The organism is Prauserella halophila (genome assembly GCF_024171895.1).
Classification (GTDB): Bacteria; Actinomycetota; Actinomycetes; order Mycobacteriales; family Pseudonocardiaceae; genus Prauserella; species Prauserella halophila.
The window spans coordinates 1-18,774 of sequence record NZ_JAMTCQ010000015.1; the positions used below are offsets into that span (position 1 = coordinate 1).

The window sequence follows — 18,774 nt, forward strand, 5'->3', positions numbered from 1 at the left end:
GCCACAAACCTCTCACGCCGACCCACAACCGACACGATCGCCACAACCTCCCACAACTCAGGGTGTTGCAACCACCGCTAGAACCCGCCGCCCTTGGGGGCACTGAACCCGTCGGGGCGCGACCCCGCTCGGGCGGACGCGCCAACTTACGAGCGGACCGTGTCGAGGACGGGTGTGGCGGGCCACGGGGTGCGGTCGGGAGCCGCGTCCGACACCTCGATGCCGCCTTCCAACGCCGCCAGGGCTGCGGGCACCGCGTCGGGGGTGTCGGTGTGCAGTTCGAGCAGCGGCCTGCCCGCCTCGACCCGCTCGCCCGGCTTCGCCAGGCAGCGCACGCCTGCCGCAGCCTGCACCGGGTCCTCCTTCCGCTCCCGCCCGGCGCCGAGCCGCCATGCCGCCACGCCGACGGCGCGGGCGTCCAGCGTCGTCAGCACACCGGTCTCCGGTGCTTCGACGACGTGGACGTGATCGGGTTTCGGCAGGGGCGCGTCCGGGTCGCCGCCCTGGGCGCTGATCATGCGGCACCACGTCTCGTACGCCTCGCCCGACGCGAGGACAGTGCCCGGATCGACGTCGCCGTGCCCGGCGAGCGCCAGCATCTCGCGGGCCAGCGCCAGCGTCAGCGCCACGACGTCGTCCGGCCCCTCGCCACGGAGCACGTCGACGGCCTCGGCCACTTCGACCGCGTTGCCGACGGCCGCGCCGAGCGGGGTCGACATGTCGGTCAGCAGCGCCCGCGTCGGCAGTCCGTGCGCGGTGCCGATGTCGACGAGCGTCTTCGCCAGCACCCGCGCCTCGTCGAGCGAGCCCATGAACGCCCCCGAACCGACCTTCACGTCGAGCACCAGGCCGCCGGCGCCCTCGGCGATCTTCTTGCTCATGATCGAACTGGCGATGAGGGGCACCGATTCGACGGTGGCCGTGACGTCCCGCAGCGCGTACAGCTTCCGGTCGGCGGGCGCGAGGGTGTCGGTCGCGGCACAGACCACCGCACCGATGTCCTCCAGCTGCCTGCCGATGGCGTGCGCGGACAGCTGCGCCCGCCAGCCCGGGATCGATTCGAGTTTGTCCAGCGTGCCGCCGGTGTGTCCCAGCCCGCGGCCGGACAGCTGCGGCACCGCGGCGCCGCACGTGGCGACCAGCGGCGCCAGCGGCAGCGTGATCTTGTCTCCGACGCCGCCGGTGGAGTGCTTGTCGACGGTCGGGCGGGAGACGTGCAGGGCGAGCCGCTCCCCCGAGTCGATCATCGCGCCGGTCCACCGCGCCGTCTCGGCCGGGTCCATCCCGCGCAGGAACACGGCCATGGCCAGTGCGGCCATCTGCTCCTCGGCGACAACACCGCGGGTGTAGGCGTCCATGACCCAGTCGAGCTGTTCCGGGGTCAGCGTCCCGCCGTCGCGCTTGGCTCGGATGATGTCGACTGCGGCGAACGGTTCGTGCATGCCGACAACCCTATGTCCGATCAGGCCCGCCCGGCGCGCTTACGCGTCGAGTACGCAGAACTCGTTACCGGAGGGATCAGTGAAGACCCGCCATGGGAGGTCGGTGTCCCCGCCAACGGGGCATGCGCCCATCGCGGGCAGCTGATCGACCAGATCGTCGTCGCCGGTGGGTCGCACGTTGACGTGCAGCCGGTTCTTTCCCACTTTCGGGCCGGCCTCGGGGCAGAGTTCGAGCAGCGGACCCACGCCGGCAGGATGGCGCAACGCCGGCATGTCTCCGCTGCTCGGACACGGCACCCAGCCGATGATCGACGCCCAGAACCGGGCGTCGCGGTCGGGGTCCGCGCTCTGCATCGGCAGTGCGGCAATCGGCCCGGAATCGCGGAAGACCTCGCGCTCGTCCATCACGCAGAACGGGTTTCCCTCCGGGTCGGCCAACACGACCCACGACTCGTCACCCTGGCCGACGTCGGCATGGACCGCACCCAGCCCGAGCAGGTGCTCCACCACCTCCGCCTGCCGAACGCCGCGCAGATCCGGGTGCAGCCGCGACCGCGAGTGGGAGGGCTCGGCGACCCGTGGGAAACACAGGTCCAGAAAGACCTCGTCGGCCACCCGAACGCGGGCGTCGAACAGGTCCGCCTCGTCGGTCAGCGGATCGGCGTCGAGAGCCGCGGCCCAGAACGATCCGAGCCGCCGCGGATCGCGGGCCTCCCACACGATGTTCTCCAGGCGCATGCGAACAGCCTCCGAGTCGGTCGGCACCTCACCGGACGGCGGGGCTCATGCGGGCAGGTCGGTCGGTCCGAACGCGTCCGGCGGCACGGCCGCCCCGCTCGGGGTGTCGAGGAGGCACTCCGGACCGCCGAGTACATGCCGACAACCCTATGTCCGATCAGGCCCGCCCGGCGCGCTTACGCGTCGAGTACGCAGAACTCGTTACCGGAAACTGCGGGTGACACGGAACGGCCGGTGCGACCGACGCCCGGAATCACGAAGGCCCCGCTGCCCTACACAACGGGCAACGGGGCCTTCAACCGGCGAGCCGGACTCCTATGCGGCGGCGTACGCGATGGCGTCGAACTCGTGCTTGACGATGCCGTCCTGGAACGCGGCAACCTCGGCCGCGGTGAACACCAGCTCCACCGCGCCGCCACGACGACGAAAGACATACGTGCCGTCGGTCCGCCGCACCATCTCCAGGCAGAGACCTTCAGGCTCGCCCGCACGAGCGCCGGCCAGATAGGCGTCGAACTCCTCCGCCGTGAACACGAGCCGCTGGTCCTCGGCCGCGCCGAAGACCGTCTTGTCGTCACGCAGCTCGACCCAGCCGTCCCGACGGGCCACCCGAACGCATTCCTTGTCAGGTTCGCTGCGAGTCGCCTTGCGGAACTCGACCTCAGCGAACGACGGAGGTGCAGTGTTCATTCCTACGGACTCCCTATGGTTTGGGGGTTCACTGTTTCCACTCGTCCAGCACCTTGGCGATGAACTCGCGGCTCTCATCGAACCGCAGCGCGGCGTTGGTGAGACGAGCCCATGCGGACTCGTAGGCGGCGAGCGCCTTCCGATCGTCCAGGTACCGGATTTCTCCTTCGGCTTCGGTGTAGACGAGTTCTAGCGGCCCGGCTGCGCCGGGCGAGGGCACCCTCACCACGGTGAACCGGTTGCCGACCGGCGAACGTCGCCCCGGCTGCGTCTTGAACGGCATCACCTGGAGCATCACGTGCTTGCGGTTGGACAGGGTGATCAGGTGCTCGATCTGCGCACGCATGACGTCTTCGTCGCCCCACATCCGGCGAAGGCAGGACTCCGACAGCACGAAGTGCACGGCAGGCGGGTTCGGCTTGTCCAGGATTTCCTGACGGGCGAGCCGTGCGGCCACGCGATCGTCCACGGTCGGCCCGCCGTCGACCGGTGGAGCGTCCTCGTGCATGGCTCGCGCGTAGGGCTCGATCTGGAGCAGACCGGGGACGAGTTCCACTCCGGCCTGGCGGATCTGGTCTGCGCGCTTCTCGAGATCGACCAGCAGGCGGAGGTCTTCGGAGTACGCGCGGTTGTGACCCGTGGACCAGAAGCCGCGCTTGTGGTTGTCGCGCCGCAGCTCCCGCAGTGCTTCGTTGTACCCCTCGTCGGTGAAGCCGAGGGTGCGCGCCAGCCGTTCCAGGTCGCCGACGGTGATGGATCCGGCGCCGTTGATCAGTCCCGCGATCCGGCTCTGACTCGTCTCGATGATCGAGGCCGCCTCGGTCTGCGACACGTTCGCGGTCTCGATCATGTGCGCGATCTCGCGACCGAGCAGGAACTTCCGAGCAGTACGCATGGTTGCCATTGACATTGGAGCCCTCTCCGTGACGTGTGGACACCCCGCCACGGGTCGAGCCGACGCCTCCCTTCATCACAAAGGGTATCGCTTGGCTCTACTCGAATGGAGGGGTAGGCAAAAGGTAATTATCACTGTAGCTTCTATCGAAAGACGCTACGGCATATCACGATGATGTCGATATGACCTAGAGCGTAGGACGCTATCTCGGAGAAGGTTATGACTGGCCAGGAGAACGCGGCGAAGGCGGCGAACACGTCGCCGACCAGGAGAAACGTCGGCTGCACCGATGGGCTCCAGCGGCCGAAGAAGGTCAGCACCTATCTCGGCGGTCACCACGTCGTCCTTCTCGCGCCGCTGGCCGAAACCGCGCTCATGACCCCCGAGGCCGCGCGGGAGCTGGCCGGCCACCTGAACGAGCACGCCGACGCGATCGAGACGCGGCAGCGGGTCGCACCGGTCGCGCAGTGATGAGCCCTGCCCGGTCGGCCTGCAACCACCACGCCGCTCCTGCAACCACCACGAGGTGAGTCATGACCACCACACCCGCCCGGCTGTTCGTCACGTGGTTCCGCAGCGGAACCGACGGCCGGGACCACGCCGTCACGGACGAGGCGAACGCGCTGGCACACCAACGCTGCGACGACGCCGCGGCCGTCTGCGGCCACCGCGTCACCCCGGTCCCACTGACCGTCCCACCCGGACCGCGCTGCCACGCCTGCCAGCGGTACCTGCACGCCCGCACCGCCCTGCCGGACTTCGACCAGCGGACGGACCCACCACCCCGCCGTCGCCGCACGCCGACCTTCCTGCGGCGGCTGGTGCCCAAGTCCCCTGCCCGGTCCGTTGCCGCCCAGGCACTCCCCCGAACGGACCGGGCAGGGCCGGACCACGGCGGCTCCGCCGAGACCCCGACCTCCGGCGGGGCCGCCGTGCACCACCCCGAGGAATGATCGTGGCCCTCATCCCACCCTCCGACGAGGAAGCCCCACACCTCGCCGCCCTACGGCGCGCCGTGGAACTCGGGTTCCGGTTCAGACCACTCACCGTCACACCCGAGGACGGCGGCGTACCGGCCGCGCTGTACGCCGAACGCTGGTGCCGCTACGGGGTGGTCGAGAACATCACCGTGCCCTCGATGGACCAGACGATCGCGCGACGTCTCCGCACCGAGGACTACCCCCACGGCGACCCGCTCTGGCAACACATCGGCACGGTCGCCGACGTGATCCACGAGCTCCTGGCACTCCCGGCCCACGGCTTCCCCGGCGCGCCCACGCTCGCCCGCCGAACATCCGACTCGTTCTGGCTGCCCGGTAACCCCTGATGCTCGCCGAAACAGCCACGCGCCGGGGCGGCACCGCGTAAGCTGCCGCCGGTCCGGCGCGCCCCGTCCTCGGGTGCGTGCCGGCTCCGGCCGCAATCACGAACGCGAGGACCGATCCGTGCCCGACCGTCACCTCATCGACGTCCACGTCCTGTTGGCCCACGGCACCGAACTGCTGCTGACCACGCGCCGGGGCGGAGCTTTCGACGGCATGTGGCACCTCCCGTCCGGCAAGCTCGACGGGGGCGAGGACGTGCTCACCGCTGCCGCCCGTGAGGCCGAGGAGGAGATCGGCGTGATGATCGACCCGGGCAACCTCACGCACGTGCACACCATCCACGTCAACGGCTCCGGCCCCGAACCCCGCGTCGGCCTGTTCTTCGTCACGACCAGGTGGATCGGCGAGCCGTCGAACCGGGAGCCGGAGAAGTGCTCCGGCCTCGGCTGGTTCGATCTGCACCGGCTCCCCACCAACCTGATCGAGTACCCGGCGGCCGGGATCCGGGCCTACCGCGACGGTGTCCCCTTCTCCGTCATGGGATGGGCACCGCAGCCGGGTCAGGCGACGATCAGCGCCTGACCGCCGCACCCGGCAACGGCTCGGGTTACCACCCGCCCGAACGAATGCAACCCCGGCGCACCGGATGCGCCGGGGTTGCGTTGTCCTCACGGGACGGCAGGCCTCACGCGGGCAGGTCGGCCGGCCCGAACGCGTCCGGCAGCACGTCCGACATCGGCAGCACTCCGCTCGGGGTGTCGACGAGGCAGTCGGGCCCGCCGAGTTCGTACAGGATCTGCCGGCACCGGCCGCACGGCATGAGCAGCTCGCCGGACCCGCCACGGCACGCCACGGCCGTCAGCCGCCCGCCGCCGGACAGGCGCAGCTGGCCCGCCATCGTGCACTCGGCGCACAGGCCGACGCCGTAGGAGGCGTTCTCGACGTTGCAGCCGGTCACCACGCGCCCGTCGCTGACCAACCCGGCCACACCGACGTGCAGCCCCGAGTACGGTGCGTACGCCAGCACGGCCGCTGCCGTCGCCCGATCGCGCAGCGACTCCCAGCCCGGAACCGTCATGAGTCTTCCCCTCGCCGGTACTGTTTGCCGATCGCCTTCGGCACTCGCAAGCGCTGCGCCGCGACCGCCAGCACGACGATCGTCACGAAGTGCGGCGTGTACGGGATCAGGTCGCTCGGCAGCTCGTCGTTCGTCCAGTAGATCCAGTACAGCACCACCGCACCGGCGACGCCGCCCGCAGCGGCCCACCAGTGCCGCCTGATCAGCTGCAGGATCACGATGACCGCCAGCAGCAGCACCGCGCCGTAGCAGAGCGCCAGCACCGCCGCACCGCCGCCGGACAGCTGCAGTCCGTCGGCGTAACCGAACAGCGCGGCACCGCCGAGCAGACCACCCGGACGGTAGTTACCGAAGATCATCGCCGCGAGGCCGATGTAGCCGCGGCCGTTGACCTGGTTCTCGAGATAGTCCGCGCCGCCCTGGAGCAGCACCAGCGACGCACCGCCCATGCCGGCGAACCCGCCGGACGCGGCCACGGCGATGTACTTGTGCAGATAGACGTTCACGCCGAGGGATTCGGCCGCCACCGGGCTCTCACCGCACGAGCGCAGCCGCAGCCCGAACCGCGTGCGCCAGAGGACGAAGTAGCTCGCGGGCACCAGCAGCAGCGCGATCATGGCCAGCGGCGAGATGTGCGTGACGAGCCCGCGCAGCAGACCGGCCACATCGGACAGCACCACGCGCTGCTCGTCCTCGAGGACGGCGAGCCAGTCGGACAGGAACGTGGCCGAGTACGTGTCGAACTTCTCCACCGACGGCGACTCGCGCGGGTTACCGGAGATCGGCTCGAACACCAGGTTCGCCAGGTACTTCGCCACGCCGAGCCCGAGCAGGTTGATCGCCACACCGGACACGATGTGGTTGACGTTGAACGTCACGACCGCCACCGCATGCAGCAACCCGCCGAGCAGGCCGAACAGGATGCCCGCAGCCAGGCCGACCCACACACCACCGTGGTAAGCGCCCCAGGCCGACCCCCACGTACCGAGGATCATCATGCCTTCGAGGCCGATGTTCATCACGCCCGCGCGCTCGGCCCACAACCCGCCGAGCGCGGCCAGCAGAATCGGCAACCCCAGCCGCAACGCCGTCTGCGAGGTGCCGCTCGAGGTCAGGATCGGCATGTCGGTCAGATACGACGCCGTCGACAGCACGCCGATCGCCACGACCGCCCACAGCGCGCCGCGCGCCCACCCGGGCACCCTGCGCTTCGACGTCGTCGCCGTCGGGTCCGGCTTCTCCATCACCGTGCTCACACCGCACCGCCTTCCGCGACGTTCGCCGGCTGACCGTTCCGCCCGGCGCGGCCGACCCGGCGCTGCTCGGCGGCCAGGTCGGCGCGGCGGACGATCTCGTACGCCACCACGACGGACAGGACGATCGTGCCCTGCATGATCGTGGCGATCTCACTGGGAATGCCGATCGACTCCAGCGAGACGGCCGACCGGTCGAGGAACGCCCACAGCAGCGCACCGAACGCGATGCCTGCGGGGTGGTTCCGGCCGAGCAGCGCGACCGCGAGGCCCGTGAAGCCGTAGCCCTGCGTCGCCGTCATGGCGTAGACGTAGTCGCGGCCGAGCAGTTCGGGCATCGCGACCAGCCCCGCGACCGCACCGGAGAGCAGCATCGCGGCCAGCGTCATCTTCCGCGCGCTCACCCCACCCGCGGCGGCTGCCGTCTTCGATTCGCCGCTGGCCTTGAGTTCGAAGCCGAACCGCGTCCGGTTGAGCATGAACCAGTAGCCGTAGCCCAGCGCGCCCGCGATGACGACGAAGCCGAACAGCGTGCCCGCCTCGCCGAGCGGAATGCCCGGGATCCGGCCCGACGGCGCGATCTCCACGGTGGAGAGGTTGTTGCCGTGCAGCACACCGAACTGTTCCGGGTTGATCAGGAACGCGACGATGCCGAACACGATCGAATTCAGCATGATCGTCGTGATGACCTCGCTGACCCCGCGGTAGACCTTCAGTAACGCGGGCAGCAGCGCATACAACGCGCCCGAGAACATCGCGACCAGCAGGATGGCGATCACGTGCAGCACCGGCGGCAGCTGCATCCACCCACCGACGATCGCCGCGACCACCGCGGCGAACCGGTACTGGCCCTCGACGCCGATGTTGAACACGTTCATCTGGAAGCCGATCGCCGCGGCCAGGCCAGCCAGGTAGTAGACGATCCCGAGGTTGACCGTGGACACGGCCGTGTTGCCCTCGAACAGCTGCGCGCCCATCGTCGCGAACGCCTCGAGCGGGCTCGCGCCCGAGATCAGCAGCGCGACCGACGACAACAGCATCGCGAACACGATCGCGAGCGCGGGAGGCAGCAGAGCGGTACGCCAGTTGATCATGCCGCGCCCTCCCCTGTCCTGCGGGACACCCTCCCCTGCTGCGGCGAAAAAGCATGCCGCAGCGGGGGCCCAACCCGGTCGGCCGCCATGAACGCCGCTCCGCAAGCTCCGCAATTCTCGTTCATGCGGCCTCCTCCCCTGCGCCCGTCATGGCGGAGCCGAGCTCGGTCGGCGTCACCGTCGCCGGATCGGCCTCGCTGACGAGACGGCCCCGGAGCATCACCCGGATCGTGTCGGACAGCCCGATCAGCTCGTCCAGGTCGGCCGAGACGAGCAGCACCGCCAGCCCGTCATGGCGTGCCGCGCGCATCTGCTCCCAGATCAGCGCCTGCGCCCCGACGTCCACACCACGGGTCGGATGCGCCGCGATCAGCAGCACCGGCTCGCCCGACAGCTCCCTGCCCACGATGAGCTTCTGCTGGTTACCGCCCGACAACGCGCCCGCGAGCACCTCGACGCCCGGCGTGCGAACGTCGTATTCGGCCACGACACGCTCGGTGTCCCGCCGCGCGGCACCGCGGTTGATCAGCCGGCCGTTCGAGACCGGTCGGCGGGTCTGATAGCCGAGGATCCGGTTGCTCCACAACGGTTGCCGCAACAGCAGCCCGTGGCGGTGGCGGTCCTCGGCGATGTACCCGATCCCCGCCTCCCGCCGGGCCAGCGTGCCCAGGCGCGTGATGTCGCGCAGCTCGCTGCCTGCGGAGGCCAGCTCGACCGTGCCCGCCGACGCCCTGCGCATACCCATGATGGTCTCGACCAGCTCGGTCTGCCCGTTGCCCTCGACACCCGCGATGCCGAGGATCTCGCCCGCGCGCACGGTCAGGGACACGTCGTCGAGCAGTGCCCGTCCACTGTCCTCGGCATCGAGCCGCAGCTCGCGCACGCGCAGCACCGCGCGGTCGGTGACCGTCGACTCGCGCGTCTCGGGGCTCGGCAGCTCCGAGCCGACCATCATCTCGGCCAGCTCGTGCGAGGTGACCGTCGTCGGATCGACGGTGCCGACGGTCGTGCCGCGCCGGATGATCGTCACCTCGTCGGCGATCGCCCGCACCTCGTCGAGCTTGTGCGAGATGAACAGGAACGTGTATCCCTCGGTCTGCATGCTGCGGACCGTCTCGAACAGCGCGTCGACCTCCTGCGGCACCAGCACCGCCGTCGGCTCGTCGAGGATGACGATGCGCGCGCCGCGGTAAAGCACCTTCACGATCTCGACCCGCTGCCGATCGGCGACGCCGAGGTTCTCCACCAGCGTGTCGGCGTCGACGTGCAGACCGGTCTGCTCGGCGAGTGCGGTCAGCCTGGCTCGGGCCTTGCGGCCCATACCGTGCAGCCCCTCCGCCCCGAGCAGCACGTTCTCCCGCACCGTCAGGTTGTCGGCGAGCATGAAGTGCTGATGCACCATGCCGATGCCGGCCTTGATCGCGTCCTGTGGGTTGCGCAGTTCGACGATCTCGCCGCCGACGGAAACGGTGCCTTCGTCCGGCTGCTGCATCCCGTACAGGATCTTCATCAGCGTGGACTTGCCCGCGCCGTTCTCGCCGCACACGGCGTGGACCTCCCCCGCGTGCACGGTCAGGTGCACGTCGGAATTGGCCACCACGCCGGGAAAGCGTTTGGTGATCCCGGTGAGTTCGACCACCGGTTCCGATTCGGTCATCTGTTTCTTCCGCCTTGCTCGAGCGGGCTGGGTTGGCAGGGGCGCCGTACTGGCGGGCTCCGCGGGACGGCAGGCCGGTGGGCTCGGCGTCACGCGGAGCGATCAAAGCAGATACGCGGGTTCCGGTGCGGGAAAAGCGCCGGGAAAGAAGTGCGTGGGGCTCACCGGCGGCGTCACACCGCCCGCGAGCCCCACGCATGCGTCAGGCCTGATGCCGGCCCGACGTCAGCCTTCGGGGGTTTCGGAGACCTCGATGTCACCGTCCACGATGGCCTTCTTGTAGCCCTCGAGCTCGTCGGTGACGTCCTCGATCGCCGGGTTGGACGTCGAGTAGCCCACCCCGTCGACCGACAGGTCGAACCGCTCCGGCAGATCGGCCGGGTCGCCCTCGGCGACCGCGGCGATGTAGTCGTACACGGCGACGTCGACCTTCTTGAGCATCGACGTGACGATGGTGTCCTTCACGTCGGCGAGCGTCTTCTGCTCATACTGGTCGGAGTCGACACCGATGCCGAGCGCATCGCCCGCGGCGGCCGCCTCGAACACGCCCTGGCCGGACGCGCCCGCGGCGTGGAACAGCACGTCGGAGCCCTGGCTGATCATCGACTTGGACTTGACGTTGGCCTTGGCCGGGTCGTTGAAGCCGCTGATGTCGCCTGCCGGCGTGAGGTACTCGCTCGTGACCTCGATGTTGTCGCCGCCCGCAGCCTCGACGCCCTGCTCGAAGCCGGCCTGGAACTTCTGGATCAGCGGCGTCTTCACCCCGCCGACGAAGCCGACGTGGCACTCGGACGTCTTGTACGCGGCGGCCACACCCGCGAGGAAGGAACCTTCCTCCTCGGCGAACACCAGCGGAGTCACGTTCTCCTCGTCCACGGAGTTGTCGTCGACGAGCGCGAACTCGGTGTCCGGGTACTTCGGTGCGACCTTGCCGACCGCCTCCGCGTAGGCGAAGCCGACCGCGATGATCGGGTTGTTGCCCTGCTCGGCCATCTGGCGCAGGCGCTGTTCCTTCGCCGCCTCGGACTCGGTGCCCGCGGCAGGGCTCTCGTTGCCCTTCTCGGCGCCGAAGTCCTCGACGGCCCTGTCGACACCGGCGGCGGCGGCGTCGTTGAACGAGGCGTCGCCCCGGCCGCCGACATCGAAGGCGAGGCCGACCTTGAGGTCGCCGGCGTCGACGTCGCCGTGGTCGGTGGTCTGTTCTTCCTGACTGCCTTCGGGCGCGGCGGGAGCCTCCTCGGTGACGCAGCTGCCCGGTTCGCCGCCGCCATCACCTGCCGCCTGATTCCCGTCGCCCCCAGAATCCTTGGCGCAGCCCGCCATTGCCAGCACGCCGGCCATGGCGATTGCCGCCAGCGCTCCACCACGCTTTCGACGCACGGTGTCACTCCCTCCCCGCCTTGCGGGCGGACGAACTGAAAGATGTGCCCGGTTTCTCGGTCGGACTGGCGAACCGTACCGCTCCGTGACCTACACGGCAGCCGAACGGAACTCCACGTAATCCAAATGTTCAAATTCCGACCGATACTGCCGGGTGCGGCTCACGCAGCGTTACCGTCGAACGTCGCAAACCCCGAGGGCGAGGCGATGCCCCGAAGGGCACCTTGGGGGCGTTGAGTGCCCCGAAGGTGCCCTTCGGGGCACGTGGGGGTCGCCGGATGCACGCGAAGGTGTGACGCCCGCGACGTCACGAACGGCGTGGCCTGCGGTAGGGGGCGTGAACTCGCTGTCTGGTCGATCACAGCTGGGAACCCGAGGTTGAGCCCGGCATGTCCGGCAGGTCTAGCATTCGGCGGGTATACGACGCTCGGGACATCATGACCTCGGGAAAGACGCGGTCCTGCCGGGCGAGAAGTCCATCGTGACGTTGGAGGCCGTACACCGATGTCCACCACTGCGAGCACCGCCCCTGAGGCCGGTGCGAGTGATCGGGCGGGCGCCTCACGCCGGAGCGGAACGTTCTACCGCGGCGACCCCGGCATGTGGTCCTGGGTAGCGCATCGCGTTACCGGGGTGCTCACCTTTTTCTTCCTGTTCGTGCACGTGCTCGACACGGCGCTCGTCCGGGTTTCCCCGAACGCCTACGACGAGGTCATCGAGACCTACAAGTCGCCCTTCGTCAATCTCCTCGAAGTGGGTCTCGTCGGCGCGGTGCTCTACCACGCGCTCAACGGCATCCGGGTCATCCTGGTCGATTTCTGGGAGAAGGGACCCCAGTACCAGCGCCCGATGTTGTGGACCACCCTCGGCATCTGGGTCCTCGTGATGATCCCGGGCACGTACTTCATGCTCGCGCGCACGGTGAGCGAAATGTTCGGAGGCGGCCACTGATGAGCGAATCGCTGACTCTCGAAAAGCCGCGTTCCCCGCGGCGCCGGGCAGCCCGCCGGAACAACTTCGAGCTCTACAGCTGGGCATTCATGCGGATCTCCGGCCTCGCGCTGGTGATCCTGGTGCTGGGTCACCTGTTCATCATGAACATCCTCGACGGCGGCGTGCACCGCATCAACTTCGCGTTCGTCGCGGGCCGCTGGTCCTCGCCGTTCTGGCAGTTCTGGGACCTGGCGATGCTCTGGCTGGCCCAGCTGCACGGCGGCAACGGCCTGCGCACGATCATCGACGACTACGCGCGTAAGGACACCACGCGCTTCTGGTTGAAGATGCTGCTCTACGCCTCCATGGCCGTCATCCTCGTGCTCGGCACGCTGGTGATCTTCACGTTCGACCCGAACATCACGGCCTGAACCCCACCACACGGAGACTTCTCATGCAGTTCCACAAGTACGACGTGGTGATCGTCGGGGCTGGTGGCGCCGGCATGCGCGCGGCGATCGAAGCCGGTCAGCGCTCCCGCACGGCCGTACTCACCAAGCTGTACCCGACGCGCTCCCACACCGGCGCGGCGCAGGGCGGCATGTGCGCCGCGCTGGCGAACGTCGAGGAGGACAACTGGGAGTGGCACACCTTCGACACCGTCAAGGGTGGCGACTACCTGACCGACCAGGACGCCGCGGAGATCATGGCCAAGGAGGCCATCGACGCAGTGCTGGACCTGGAGAAGATGGGCCTTCCGTTCAACCGCACGGAGGAAGGCAAGATCGACCAGCGGCGCTTCGGCGGTCACACACGTGACCACGGCAAGGCCGCGGTGCGCCGGGCCTGCTACGCGGCCGACCGCACCGGCCACATGATCCTGCAGACGCTGTACCAGAACTGCGTCAAGCACGGCATCGAGTTCTTCAACGAGTTCTACGTCCTCGACGTGACGATGTCGACGAACGAGAACGGCGAGCAGGTCGCCTCCGGCGCGGTCGCCTACGAACTCGCGACCGGCGAGATCCACGTCTTCCAGGCCAAGTCGATCGTGTTCGCCACGGGCGGCTTCGGCAAGGTCTTCAAGACGACGTCGAACGCGCACACCCTGACCGGCGACGGCATGGGCATCTATGCGCGCAAGGGCCTGCCGCTGGAGGACATGGAGTTCTACCAGTTCCACCCGACCGGTCTGGCCGGTCTCGGCATCCTGCTCACGGAGGGTGCACGCGGTGAGGGCGCGATCCTGCGCAACGAGTCGGGCGAGCGGTTCATGGAGCGCTACGCCCCGACGATCAAGGACCTCGCGCCGCGTGACATCGTCGCCCGCTCGATGGTGCTCGAGGTACTCGAAGGCCGCGGTGCCGGCCCGGAGAAGGACTACGTCTTCCTCGACTGCACACACCTCGGCGAGGAGGTCCTCGAGACCAAGCTGCCGGACATCACCGAGTTCGCGCGCACCTACCTGGGCGTCGACCCGGTGCACGAGCCGGTGCCGGTGTATCCGACGGCGCACTACGCCATGGGCGGCATCCCGACGAACGTCAAGGGCGAGGCGCTCCAGGACAACGACACCGCCATCCGCGGCCTGTACGCCGCGGGCGAAGCGGCGTGCGTGTCCGTCCACGGTTCGAACCGGCTGGGCACCAACTCGCTGCTCGACATCAACGTGTTCGGCCGCCGCGCCGGTATCGCCGCCGCGGAGTACGCGAACGACGTCGATCACGTCGCACTGCCCGAGGGCTCGGCCACGATGGTCCAGGGCATGGTCGATCACCTGCGCACTGCCTCCGGCGGCGAGCGGGTGGCCGACATCCGCAACGCGCTGCAGCAGACGATGGACACGAACGCGGCCGTGTACCGCACCGAGGACACGCTGAAGCAGGCACTGTCCGACGTGCAGGCACTCAAGGAGCGCTACGGCCGGATCGCCGTCCACGACAAGGGCAAGCGCTACAACACCGACCTGCTCGAAGCCGTCGAGCTGGGCTTCCTGCTGGATCTGGCCGAGATGCTCGTGAACGCGGCGCTCGCGCGCAAGGAGTCCCGTGGCGGTCACGCCCGCGAGGACTACCCGGACCGCGACGACACCAACTTCCTGCGGCACTCGATGACGTACAAGATCCTGCCGGAGGAGGAGGACCCGAACGCGCCGCTGGGCCTCACCGGGTTCACGGCCGATCTGCGGCTGGATTACAAGCCGGTCGTCTTCACCCGGTACGAGCCCATGGAGCGGAAGTACTGATGCGTACTCCCGCACCGCACGCGGAGGATGTGAAATGACAGCGGTAGCTGAACCCACGAACGACACGTCGCAGATCCCGGCTCCGGAAGGCTCCGTCACCATCACGGTGAAGATCCTGCGGTTCAATCCGGAGATCGACAACGAGCCGCACTGGGAGTCCTACGACGTCCCGGCGCTGCCGACCGACCGTGTGCTGAACCTGCTGATGAACATCAAGAACTACGCGGACGGCACGCTGTCGTTCCGTCGTAGCTGTGCGCACGGCATCTGCGGGTCGGACGCGATGCAGATCAACGGCATCAACCGCCTGGCCTGCAAGGTCCTGGTCAAGGACCTGCTCGCGAAGGACGGCAAGCCGACCACGGTCAGCGTGGCGCCGATCAAGGGCCTGCCGACCATGAAGGACCTCTATGTCGACATGGAGCCGTTCTTCGAGGCGTTCCGTTCGGTGAAGCCGTACCTGATCGCCTACGGCAACGAGCCGACCAACGAGCGCTACCAGTCGGCAGCCGACCGCGAGCGCTTCGACGACACGACCAAGTGCATCCTGTGCGCCTGCTGCACGTCGTCGTGCCCGGTGTACTGGGCGGACGGTTCGTACTTCGGCCCGGCCGCGATCGTCAACGCGCACCGGTTCATCTTCGACTCGCGGGACGAGGCGTCCGAGGAGCGGCTGGACATCCTCAACGACACCGAGGGCGTGTGGCGCTGCCGCACGACGTTCAACTGCACCGACGCCTGCCCGCGCGGCATCCAGGTGACCAAGGCGATCCAGGAGGTCAAGCGCGCGCTGCTGTTCAAGCGCACCTGACCGATCCGAACACCCGGTCCGAACACCCGGTCCGAACACACAGCGGGGCGGCCCGGCTCACGACGAGCCGGGCCGCCCCGCTGTCGCATGTCCTGCACTCGTGTTGCGCCTTCCGGGCGCCGTGTTGCGCCTTCCGGGGGCCGTGTTGCGCCTTCCGGGCGCCGTGTTGCGCCTTCCGGGCGCCGTGTTGCGCCTTCCGGGCGCCGTGTTGCGCCTTCCGGGGGCCGTGTTGCGGCTCCGGGGGCAGACCACCGCCCCGGCGCGCGGCACCCGGCCGCGCCGATCGGCACTCGGCACTCGGCACTCGGCACTCGGCACTCGGCACTCGACGCTGCAGGGATCGGCGCTGCAGGGCTCAGTCCGAGCCGGCCTCTTCCCGCCGCGTGCGCAGGGCGCGCAGACCGCGCCAGCCGAGAACGCCGATGATCGTGCCCAGTACGAACGACACGATCGCCAGCACGAGGTGCACCCAGAAGAACGACGTCGGCGAGCCGTCGGCGGCCCACGCGTTGTCACTGCTCCACAGGTTGCGGGCGAACGTGATCCAGATGATCCACGACCACACGCCGAAGGCCAGCAGAAACACCGAGACACCGCGAGACATGCGCATGCGCACCAGTCTCCTCACCCGGCACCCGTCACCCCGCCCCGGGGGATCACCCGGTTGGACACGCGCACACCTGGTTAGTCTTCGCGGGTGCGCACAGCTCCTGCCCGGATTCTGGTGATCGCCGTGCTGGCGGGTCTCGTCGTGACGAGCGCGCCGCTCGTACCCTCGGCGGCACCCGCGGCTCAGGCCCAGTCGAACTGCCCGAACGCGACCTTGCCACCTCCCCCTGTCGACGAGTCCGAAGAACCCGAACCCGGACACCGCGAGCCGGATCCACTGCCCGTGCCCGCGGAGACTCCCGGCGGCGGCAGGCTCGGCGAATGCGGGCTCGTCCTGCCGCCCGGCGCGCCGCGCCCGCCGCAGCCACTGACCGCGAAGAACTGGCTCATCCAGGACCTCGACAGCGGGCAGGTGCTGGCCGCGCGGCATCCGCACGGCAGGCAGCGCCCGGCGTCGCTGATCAAGACGGTGCTGGCACTCGTGGTGATCGAGGAGCTCGACCCGAACCGCATCGTCAGGCCGACGCAGGAGGACGCCGATCAGGAATGCTCCTGTGTCGGGATCGAGGCGGGATCGCCGTACTCGGTGCACGACCTCCTGATGGGCCTGATGATGGAGTCCGGCAACGACGCGGCGCACGCGCTGGCCACGGCGCTCGGCGGGGTTCCGGAGGCCTTGCGGAAGATGAACCGGCTGGCCCGCGACCTCGGCGCGACCGACACCCGCGCGGCGACGCCGTCGGGACTCGACGGTCCCGGCATGGTGACGTCGGCCTACGACCAGGCCCTGCTGTACCGGTACGCGTTGTCGAAGCCGCGGTACGTCGAAGCCGTCACCACGCAGGAGATCCGGTTCCCCGGCGCCCGGGGTGAACCGTCGTACCCGGTGACCAACGACGACCGGCTGCACACCGAGTACGCCGGATTCATCGGCGGCAAAACCGGGTTCACCAGCGACGCGCGGCACACCTACGTCGGCGGCGCGGAACGTAACGGCCGGCGCATCGCGGTCGTGCTGCTGCGCGGCGAACAGCGGCCGATCCGGCTCAGCGAGCAGGCGATGAACATGCTCGACTACGGCTTCCAGCTCGCCGCCGCGGGCACGCCGAGCGTCGGCCGCGTCACGACCGCGCCGCCGCCCCCTCCGCAGCCCACGCAGACGGAGGCCGACACCGGCGACGGCGACGATGCCGGTGCGGCCGGCGACCGGCAGAGCACCTCCGCGCGCGCCGCCGACGACCGGGACCAGTCGGCAGGCGTCGGATGGATCATCGGGATCGTGATCCTCGTGGCGGTCGCGACGGGCGTCGGCATCGCGCTCACGCGGGACGAGCAGCTCTAGCCGCAGCTCAGCCGTCGCCGCGGCTCAGCCGTCGTCGTCCGCCGCGCCGTCGGTGGACCGGCTCGCCGTGGTGGAACGCTCGGCGGACGAGGTCTCGGCGGGGCGGGTCTTCGACGGGAGCGTCTCCCTGGCCGGCAACCACAGCACGAACGCGCCCGCGGCGATGACCCCGGTGACGGCGAACGCCGCGGTGAACGACCACTGCTCGGCGATCGCGCCTGCGGCCAGCGGGCCGACGACCGCGCCGACGTCGGCGGCCATCTGGAACCCGGCGAGTACGGAACCGCCGCGGGCCTTCGACCCGAGGACGTCGGCGAGCGCCGCGTTCTGCGACGGGTTGAGAAGGCCCGAGCCGATACCCGTCACCACGGTCGCGGCCAGGAACAGCCACGTGTCCTCGGTGAGCCCGAGCGAGACGGCGCCGACGGCCAGCAGTGCCAGCCCGGCGAGTGCGGGCGGCTTGCGGCCGTGGGTGTCGGCGAACCGGCCCGAACCGAGCAGCACGAGCGCGTTGGCCCCGGCGAACAGCGCGAGCGCGAGCCCGGCGAACGTCGCGTCCCGGTGCAGCACGTTCTCCACGAACAGCGGGATCAGCGACATGCGCACGCCGAGCACGACCCAGCCGTTGGTGAGGTTGGACGTGAGCGCGGCGCGGTAGGTGGGGTGACCCAGCGCGTCGCGGAACGTCATCGTGGGCGCGTCGTCCTCGTCGGCCCGGGAAGCCAGGTCGGAGCGGCGCAGCTGCCAGAACACGAGCAGGGTCGCGGCCACGAGCGCCACGCCGTACACGAGGAACGGCGCGCGCAGCGACACCGCGACCAGTCCGCTGCCCAGTACGGGACCCGCGACACCGCCGAGCAGGAAGCTGGTGCCCCACAGGCCCGATGCGCGGCCGCGCAGCTGCGGCGGCGAGATGCGGATGAGCAGGCCGATCGCCGACACGGTGAACATCGTCGACCCGACACCGCCGATGGCGCGGAACAACAGCAGCTGCCAGTACTCGGTCGCGAAGGCGCACAGGATCGTCGAGGCGGCCACGATCGACACGCCCCACAGGTACGTCGGACGCTCGCCGAACCGCGTCACGAGCCGTCCGCTCACGGGTGCGAACAGCAGCCGCACCAGGGCGAACGAGCTGACCACGAACGACGCGGCGGTCAGGCCGACGTCGAAGCTGCGGGCGAAGCTCGGCAGGGCGGGCCCGATGATGCCGTAGCCGATCGCGATGAGGAAGCTCGCCGCGACCAGGACGTACACCTCGCGGGGCAGGCGCGCCGGAGCC

At 69.4% G+C, this 18,774-nt stretch carries 20 protein-coding genes; 9 read left to right on the forward strand and 11 right to left on the reverse strand.

Annotated features, from left to right (window positions below; translation table 11 throughout):
* Window positions 1-146: 146 nt before the first annotated feature.
* The 4 genes from LY41_RS21845 to LY41_RS21865 all read right to left on the reverse strand — a co-directional run bounded on the left by LY41_RS21845 (window position 147) and on the right by LY41_RS21865 (window position 3,765).
* Window positions 147-1,442 carry a thymidine phosphorylase gene (locus LY41_RS21845; protein ID WP_253866164.1) on the reverse strand — a complete coding sequence of 432 codons (1,296 nt, stop codon included), beginning with the start codon at window positions 1,440-1,442 and terminating at the stop codon, window positions 147-149.
* Window positions 1,443-1,481: 39 nt separating this feature from the next.
* Complete coding sequence (locus tag LY41_RS21850; protein WP_253866166.1) at window positions 1,482-2,180, reverse strand: VOC family protein; 699 nt, start codon at window positions 2,178-2,180, stop codon at window positions 1,482-1,484.
* Between the two features lie 315 nt (window positions 2,181-2,495).
* Entirely contained in the window at window positions 2,496-2,870 is a 375-nt protein-coding gene (locus LY41_RS21860) for a DUF397 domain-containing protein (protein ID WP_253866168.1), read from the reverse strand.
* A gap of 28 nt (window positions 2,871-2,898) precedes the next feature.
* Entirely contained in the window at window positions 2,899-3,765 is an 867-nt protein-coding gene (locus LY41_RS21865) for a helix-turn-helix domain-containing protein (protein WP_253866170.1), read from the reverse strand.
* 219 nt (window positions 3,766-3,984) lie between these two features.
* Here LY41_RS21865 and LY41_RS21870 point away from each other — a divergent pair, with 219 nt between their 5' ends.
* From LY41_RS21870 to LY41_RS21885, 4 genes are all read left to right on the forward strand, one after another.
* Window positions 3,985-4,236: a hypothetical protein gene (locus LY41_RS21870; protein WP_253866172.1), complete on the forward strand. Its 252-nt coding sequence runs from the start codon at window positions 3,985-3,987 to the stop codon at window positions 4,234-4,236.
* 62 nt (window positions 4,237-4,298) lie between these two features.
* A complete protein-coding gene (locus LY41_RS21875; RefSeq protein ID WP_253866174.1) occupies window positions 4,299-4,718 on the forward strand; it encodes a hypothetical protein in 420 nt (139 codons plus the stop codon).
* Window positions 4,719-4,720: 2 nt separating this feature from the next.
* Window positions 4,721-5,092 (forward strand): hypothetical protein, encoded by a 372-nt coding sequence (locus LY41_RS21880; protein WP_253866176.1) that lies wholly within the window; start codon window positions 4,721-4,723, stop codon window positions 5,090-5,092.
* A gap of 118 nt (window positions 5,093-5,210) precedes the next feature.
* On the forward strand, window positions 5,211-5,672 hold the full coding sequence (locus LY41_RS21885) for an NUDIX hydrolase (protein ID WP_253866178.1): 462 nt from the start codon (window positions 5,211-5,213) through the stop codon (window positions 5,670-5,672).
* A 103-nt stretch (window positions 5,673-5,775) separates the two neighbouring features.
* Here LY41_RS21885 and LY41_RS21890 read toward each other — a convergent pair whose 3' ends face one another.
* The 5 genes from LY41_RS21890 to LY41_RS21910 form a co-directional block, all read right to left on the reverse strand.
* Window positions 5,776-6,168: a cytidine deaminase gene (locus tag LY41_RS21890; RefSeq protein ID WP_253866180.1), complete on the reverse strand. Its 393-nt coding sequence runs from the start codon at window positions 6,166-6,168 to the stop codon at window positions 5,776-5,778.
* A complete protein-coding gene (locus LY41_RS21895) occupies window positions 6,165-7,412 on the reverse strand; it encodes an ABC transporter permease (protein ID WP_253866430.1) in 1,248 nt (415 codons plus the stop codon). Before LY41_RS21895 ends, LY41_RS21890 begins: the two co-directional genes overlap by 4 nt.
* Window positions 7,413-7,420: 8 nt before the next feature.
* Window positions 7,421-8,515 (reverse strand): ABC transporter permease, encoded by a 1,095-nt coding sequence (locus LY41_RS21900; RefSeq protein ID WP_253866181.1) that lies wholly within the window; start codon window positions 8,513-8,515, stop codon window positions 7,421-7,423.
* 121 nt (window positions 8,516-8,636) lie between these two features.
* Window positions 8,637-10,172 carry an ABC transporter ATP-binding protein gene (locus LY41_RS21905; RefSeq protein ID WP_253866183.1) on the reverse strand — a complete coding sequence of 512 codons (1,536 nt, stop codon included), beginning with the start codon at window positions 10,170-10,172 and terminating at the stop codon, window positions 8,637-8,639.
* A 225-nt stretch (window positions 10,173-10,397) separates the two neighbouring features.
* Entirely contained in the window at window positions 10,398-11,513 is a 1,116-nt protein-coding gene (locus LY41_RS21910; protein WP_253866433.1) for a BMP family lipoprotein, read from the reverse strand.
* A gap of 543 nt (window positions 11,514-12,056) precedes the next feature.
* On the opposite strand from LY41_RS21910, the gene sdhC reads away from it, so the two are divergent.
* Genes sdhC through LY41_RS21930 form a run of 4 tightly spaced genes read left to right on the forward strand, consistent with a single transcriptional unit; the run spans window position 12,057 to window position 15,541 of the window.
* Window positions 12,057-12,503: a succinate dehydrogenase, cytochrome b556 subunit gene (gene sdhC / locus LY41_RS21915; RefSeq protein ID WP_253866185.1), complete on the forward strand. Its 447-nt coding sequence runs from the start codon at window positions 12,057-12,059 to the stop codon at window positions 12,501-12,503.
* Window positions 12,503-12,916, forward strand: a complete 414-nt coding sequence (locus LY41_RS21920) for a succinate dehydrogenase hydrophobic membrane anchor subunit (protein WP_253866187.1) — start codon at window positions 12,503-12,505, stop codon at window positions 12,914-12,916. Before sdhC ends, LY41_RS21920 begins: the two co-directional genes overlap by 1 nt.
* 23 nt (window positions 12,917-12,939) lie before the next feature.
* Entirely contained in the window at window positions 12,940-14,730 is a 1,791-nt protein-coding gene (gene sdhA, locus LY41_RS21925; RefSeq protein ID WP_253866189.1) for a succinate dehydrogenase flavoprotein subunit, read from the forward strand.
* Window positions 14,731-14,764: 34 nt separating this feature from the next.
* Window positions 14,765-15,541, forward strand: coding sequence for a succinate dehydrogenase iron-sulfur subunit (locus LY41_RS21930; protein WP_253866191.1), 777 nt, complete (start codon window positions 14,765-14,767; stop codon window positions 15,539-15,541).
* Between the two features lie 355 nt (window positions 15,542-15,896).
* Here the strand turns inward: LY41_RS21930 and LY41_RS21935 are convergent, their stop codons facing one another.
* On the reverse strand, window positions 15,897-16,151 hold the full coding sequence (locus LY41_RS21935; protein ID WP_253866193.1) for an SCO4848 family membrane protein: 255 nt from the start codon (window positions 16,149-16,151) through the stop codon (window positions 15,897-15,899).
* 87 nt (window positions 16,152-16,238) lie between these two features.
* Here LY41_RS21935 and LY41_RS21940 point away from each other — a divergent pair, with 87 nt between their 5' ends.
* Complete coding sequence (locus LY41_RS21940; RefSeq protein WP_253866195.1) at window positions 16,239-17,492, forward strand: D-alanyl-D-alanine carboxypeptidase family protein; 1,254 nt, start codon at window positions 16,239-16,241, stop codon at window positions 17,490-17,492.
* A 24-nt stretch (window positions 17,493-17,516) separates the two neighbouring features.
* Here LY41_RS21940 and LY41_RS21945 read toward each other — a convergent pair whose 3' ends face one another.
* Window positions 17,517-18,761 carry an MFS transporter gene (locus LY41_RS21945; protein ID WP_253866435.1) on the reverse strand — a complete coding sequence of 415 codons (1,245 nt, stop codon included), beginning with the start codon at window positions 18,759-18,761 and terminating at the stop codon, window positions 17,517-17,519.
* Window positions 18,762-18,774: the final 13 nt, after the last annotated feature.

What these genes read in the sequence shown, in the direction of transcription:
- LY41_RS21845 (WP_253866164.1), bottom strand. Translation starts at nt 1,442, where the DNA reads ATGCACGAACCGTTCGCCGCAGTCGACATCATCCGAGCCAAGCGCGAC.
- LY41_RS21870 (WP_253866172.1), top strand. Translation starts at nt 3,985, where the DNA reads ATGACTGGCCAGGAGAACGCGGCGAAGGCGGCGAACACGTCGCCGACC.
- sdhA (WP_253866189.1), top strand. Translation starts at nt 12,940, where the DNA reads ATGCAGTTCCACAAGTACGACGTGGTGATCGTCGGGGCTGGTGGCGCC.
- LY41_RS21890 (WP_253866180.1), bottom strand. Translation starts at nt 6,168, where the DNA reads ATGACGGTTCCGGGCTGGGAGTCGCTGCGCGATCGGGCGACGGCAGCG.
- LY41_RS21860 (WP_253866168.1), bottom strand. Translation starts at nt 2,870, where the DNA reads ATGAACACTGCACCTCCGTCGTTCGCTGAGGTCGAGTTCCGCAAGGCG.
- LY41_RS21865 (WP_253866170.1), bottom strand. Translation starts at nt 3,765, where the DNA reads ATGCGTACTGCTCGGAAGTTCCTGCTCGGTCGCGAGATCGCGCACATG.
- LY41_RS21895 (WP_253866430.1), bottom strand. Translation starts at nt 7,412, where the DNA reads ATGGAGAAGCCGGACCCGACGGCGACGACGTCGAAGCGCAGGGTGCCC.
- LY41_RS21905 (WP_253866183.1), bottom strand. Translation starts at nt 10,172, where the DNA reads ATGACCGAATCGGAACCGGTGGTCGAACTCACCGGGATCACCAAACGC.
- LY41_RS21935 (WP_253866193.1), bottom strand. Translation starts at nt 16,151, where the DNA reads ATGCGCATGTCTCGCGGTGTCTCGGTGTTTCTGCTGGCCTTCGGCGTG.
- LY41_RS21875 (WP_253866174.1), top strand. Translation starts at nt 4,299, where the DNA reads ATGACCACCACACCCGCCCGGCTGTTCGTCACGTGGTTCCGCAGCGGA.
- LY41_RS21910 (WP_253866433.1), bottom strand. Translation starts at nt 11,513, where the DNA reads ATGGCCGGCGTGCTGGCAATGGCGGGCTGCGCCAAGGATTCTGGGGGC.
- LY41_RS21850 (WP_253866166.1), bottom strand. Translation starts at nt 2,180, where the DNA reads ATGCGCCTGGAGAACATCGTGTGGGAGGCCCGCGATCCGCGGCGGCTC.
- LY41_RS21920 (WP_253866187.1), top strand. Translation starts at nt 12,503, where the DNA reads ATGAGCGAATCGCTGACTCTCGAAAAGCCGCGTTCCCCGCGGCGCCGG.
- LY41_RS21930 (WP_253866191.1), top strand. Translation starts at nt 14,765, where the DNA reads ATGACAGCGGTAGCTGAACCCACGAACGACACGTCGCAGATCCCGGCT.
- sdhC (WP_253866185.1), top strand. Translation starts at nt 12,057, where the DNA reads ATGTCCACCACTGCGAGCACCGCCCCTGAGGCCGGTGCGAGTGATCGG.
- LY41_RS21900 (WP_253866181.1), bottom strand. Translation starts at nt 8,515, where the DNA reads ATGATCAACTGGCGTACCGCTCTGCTGCCTCCCGCGCTCGCGATCGTG.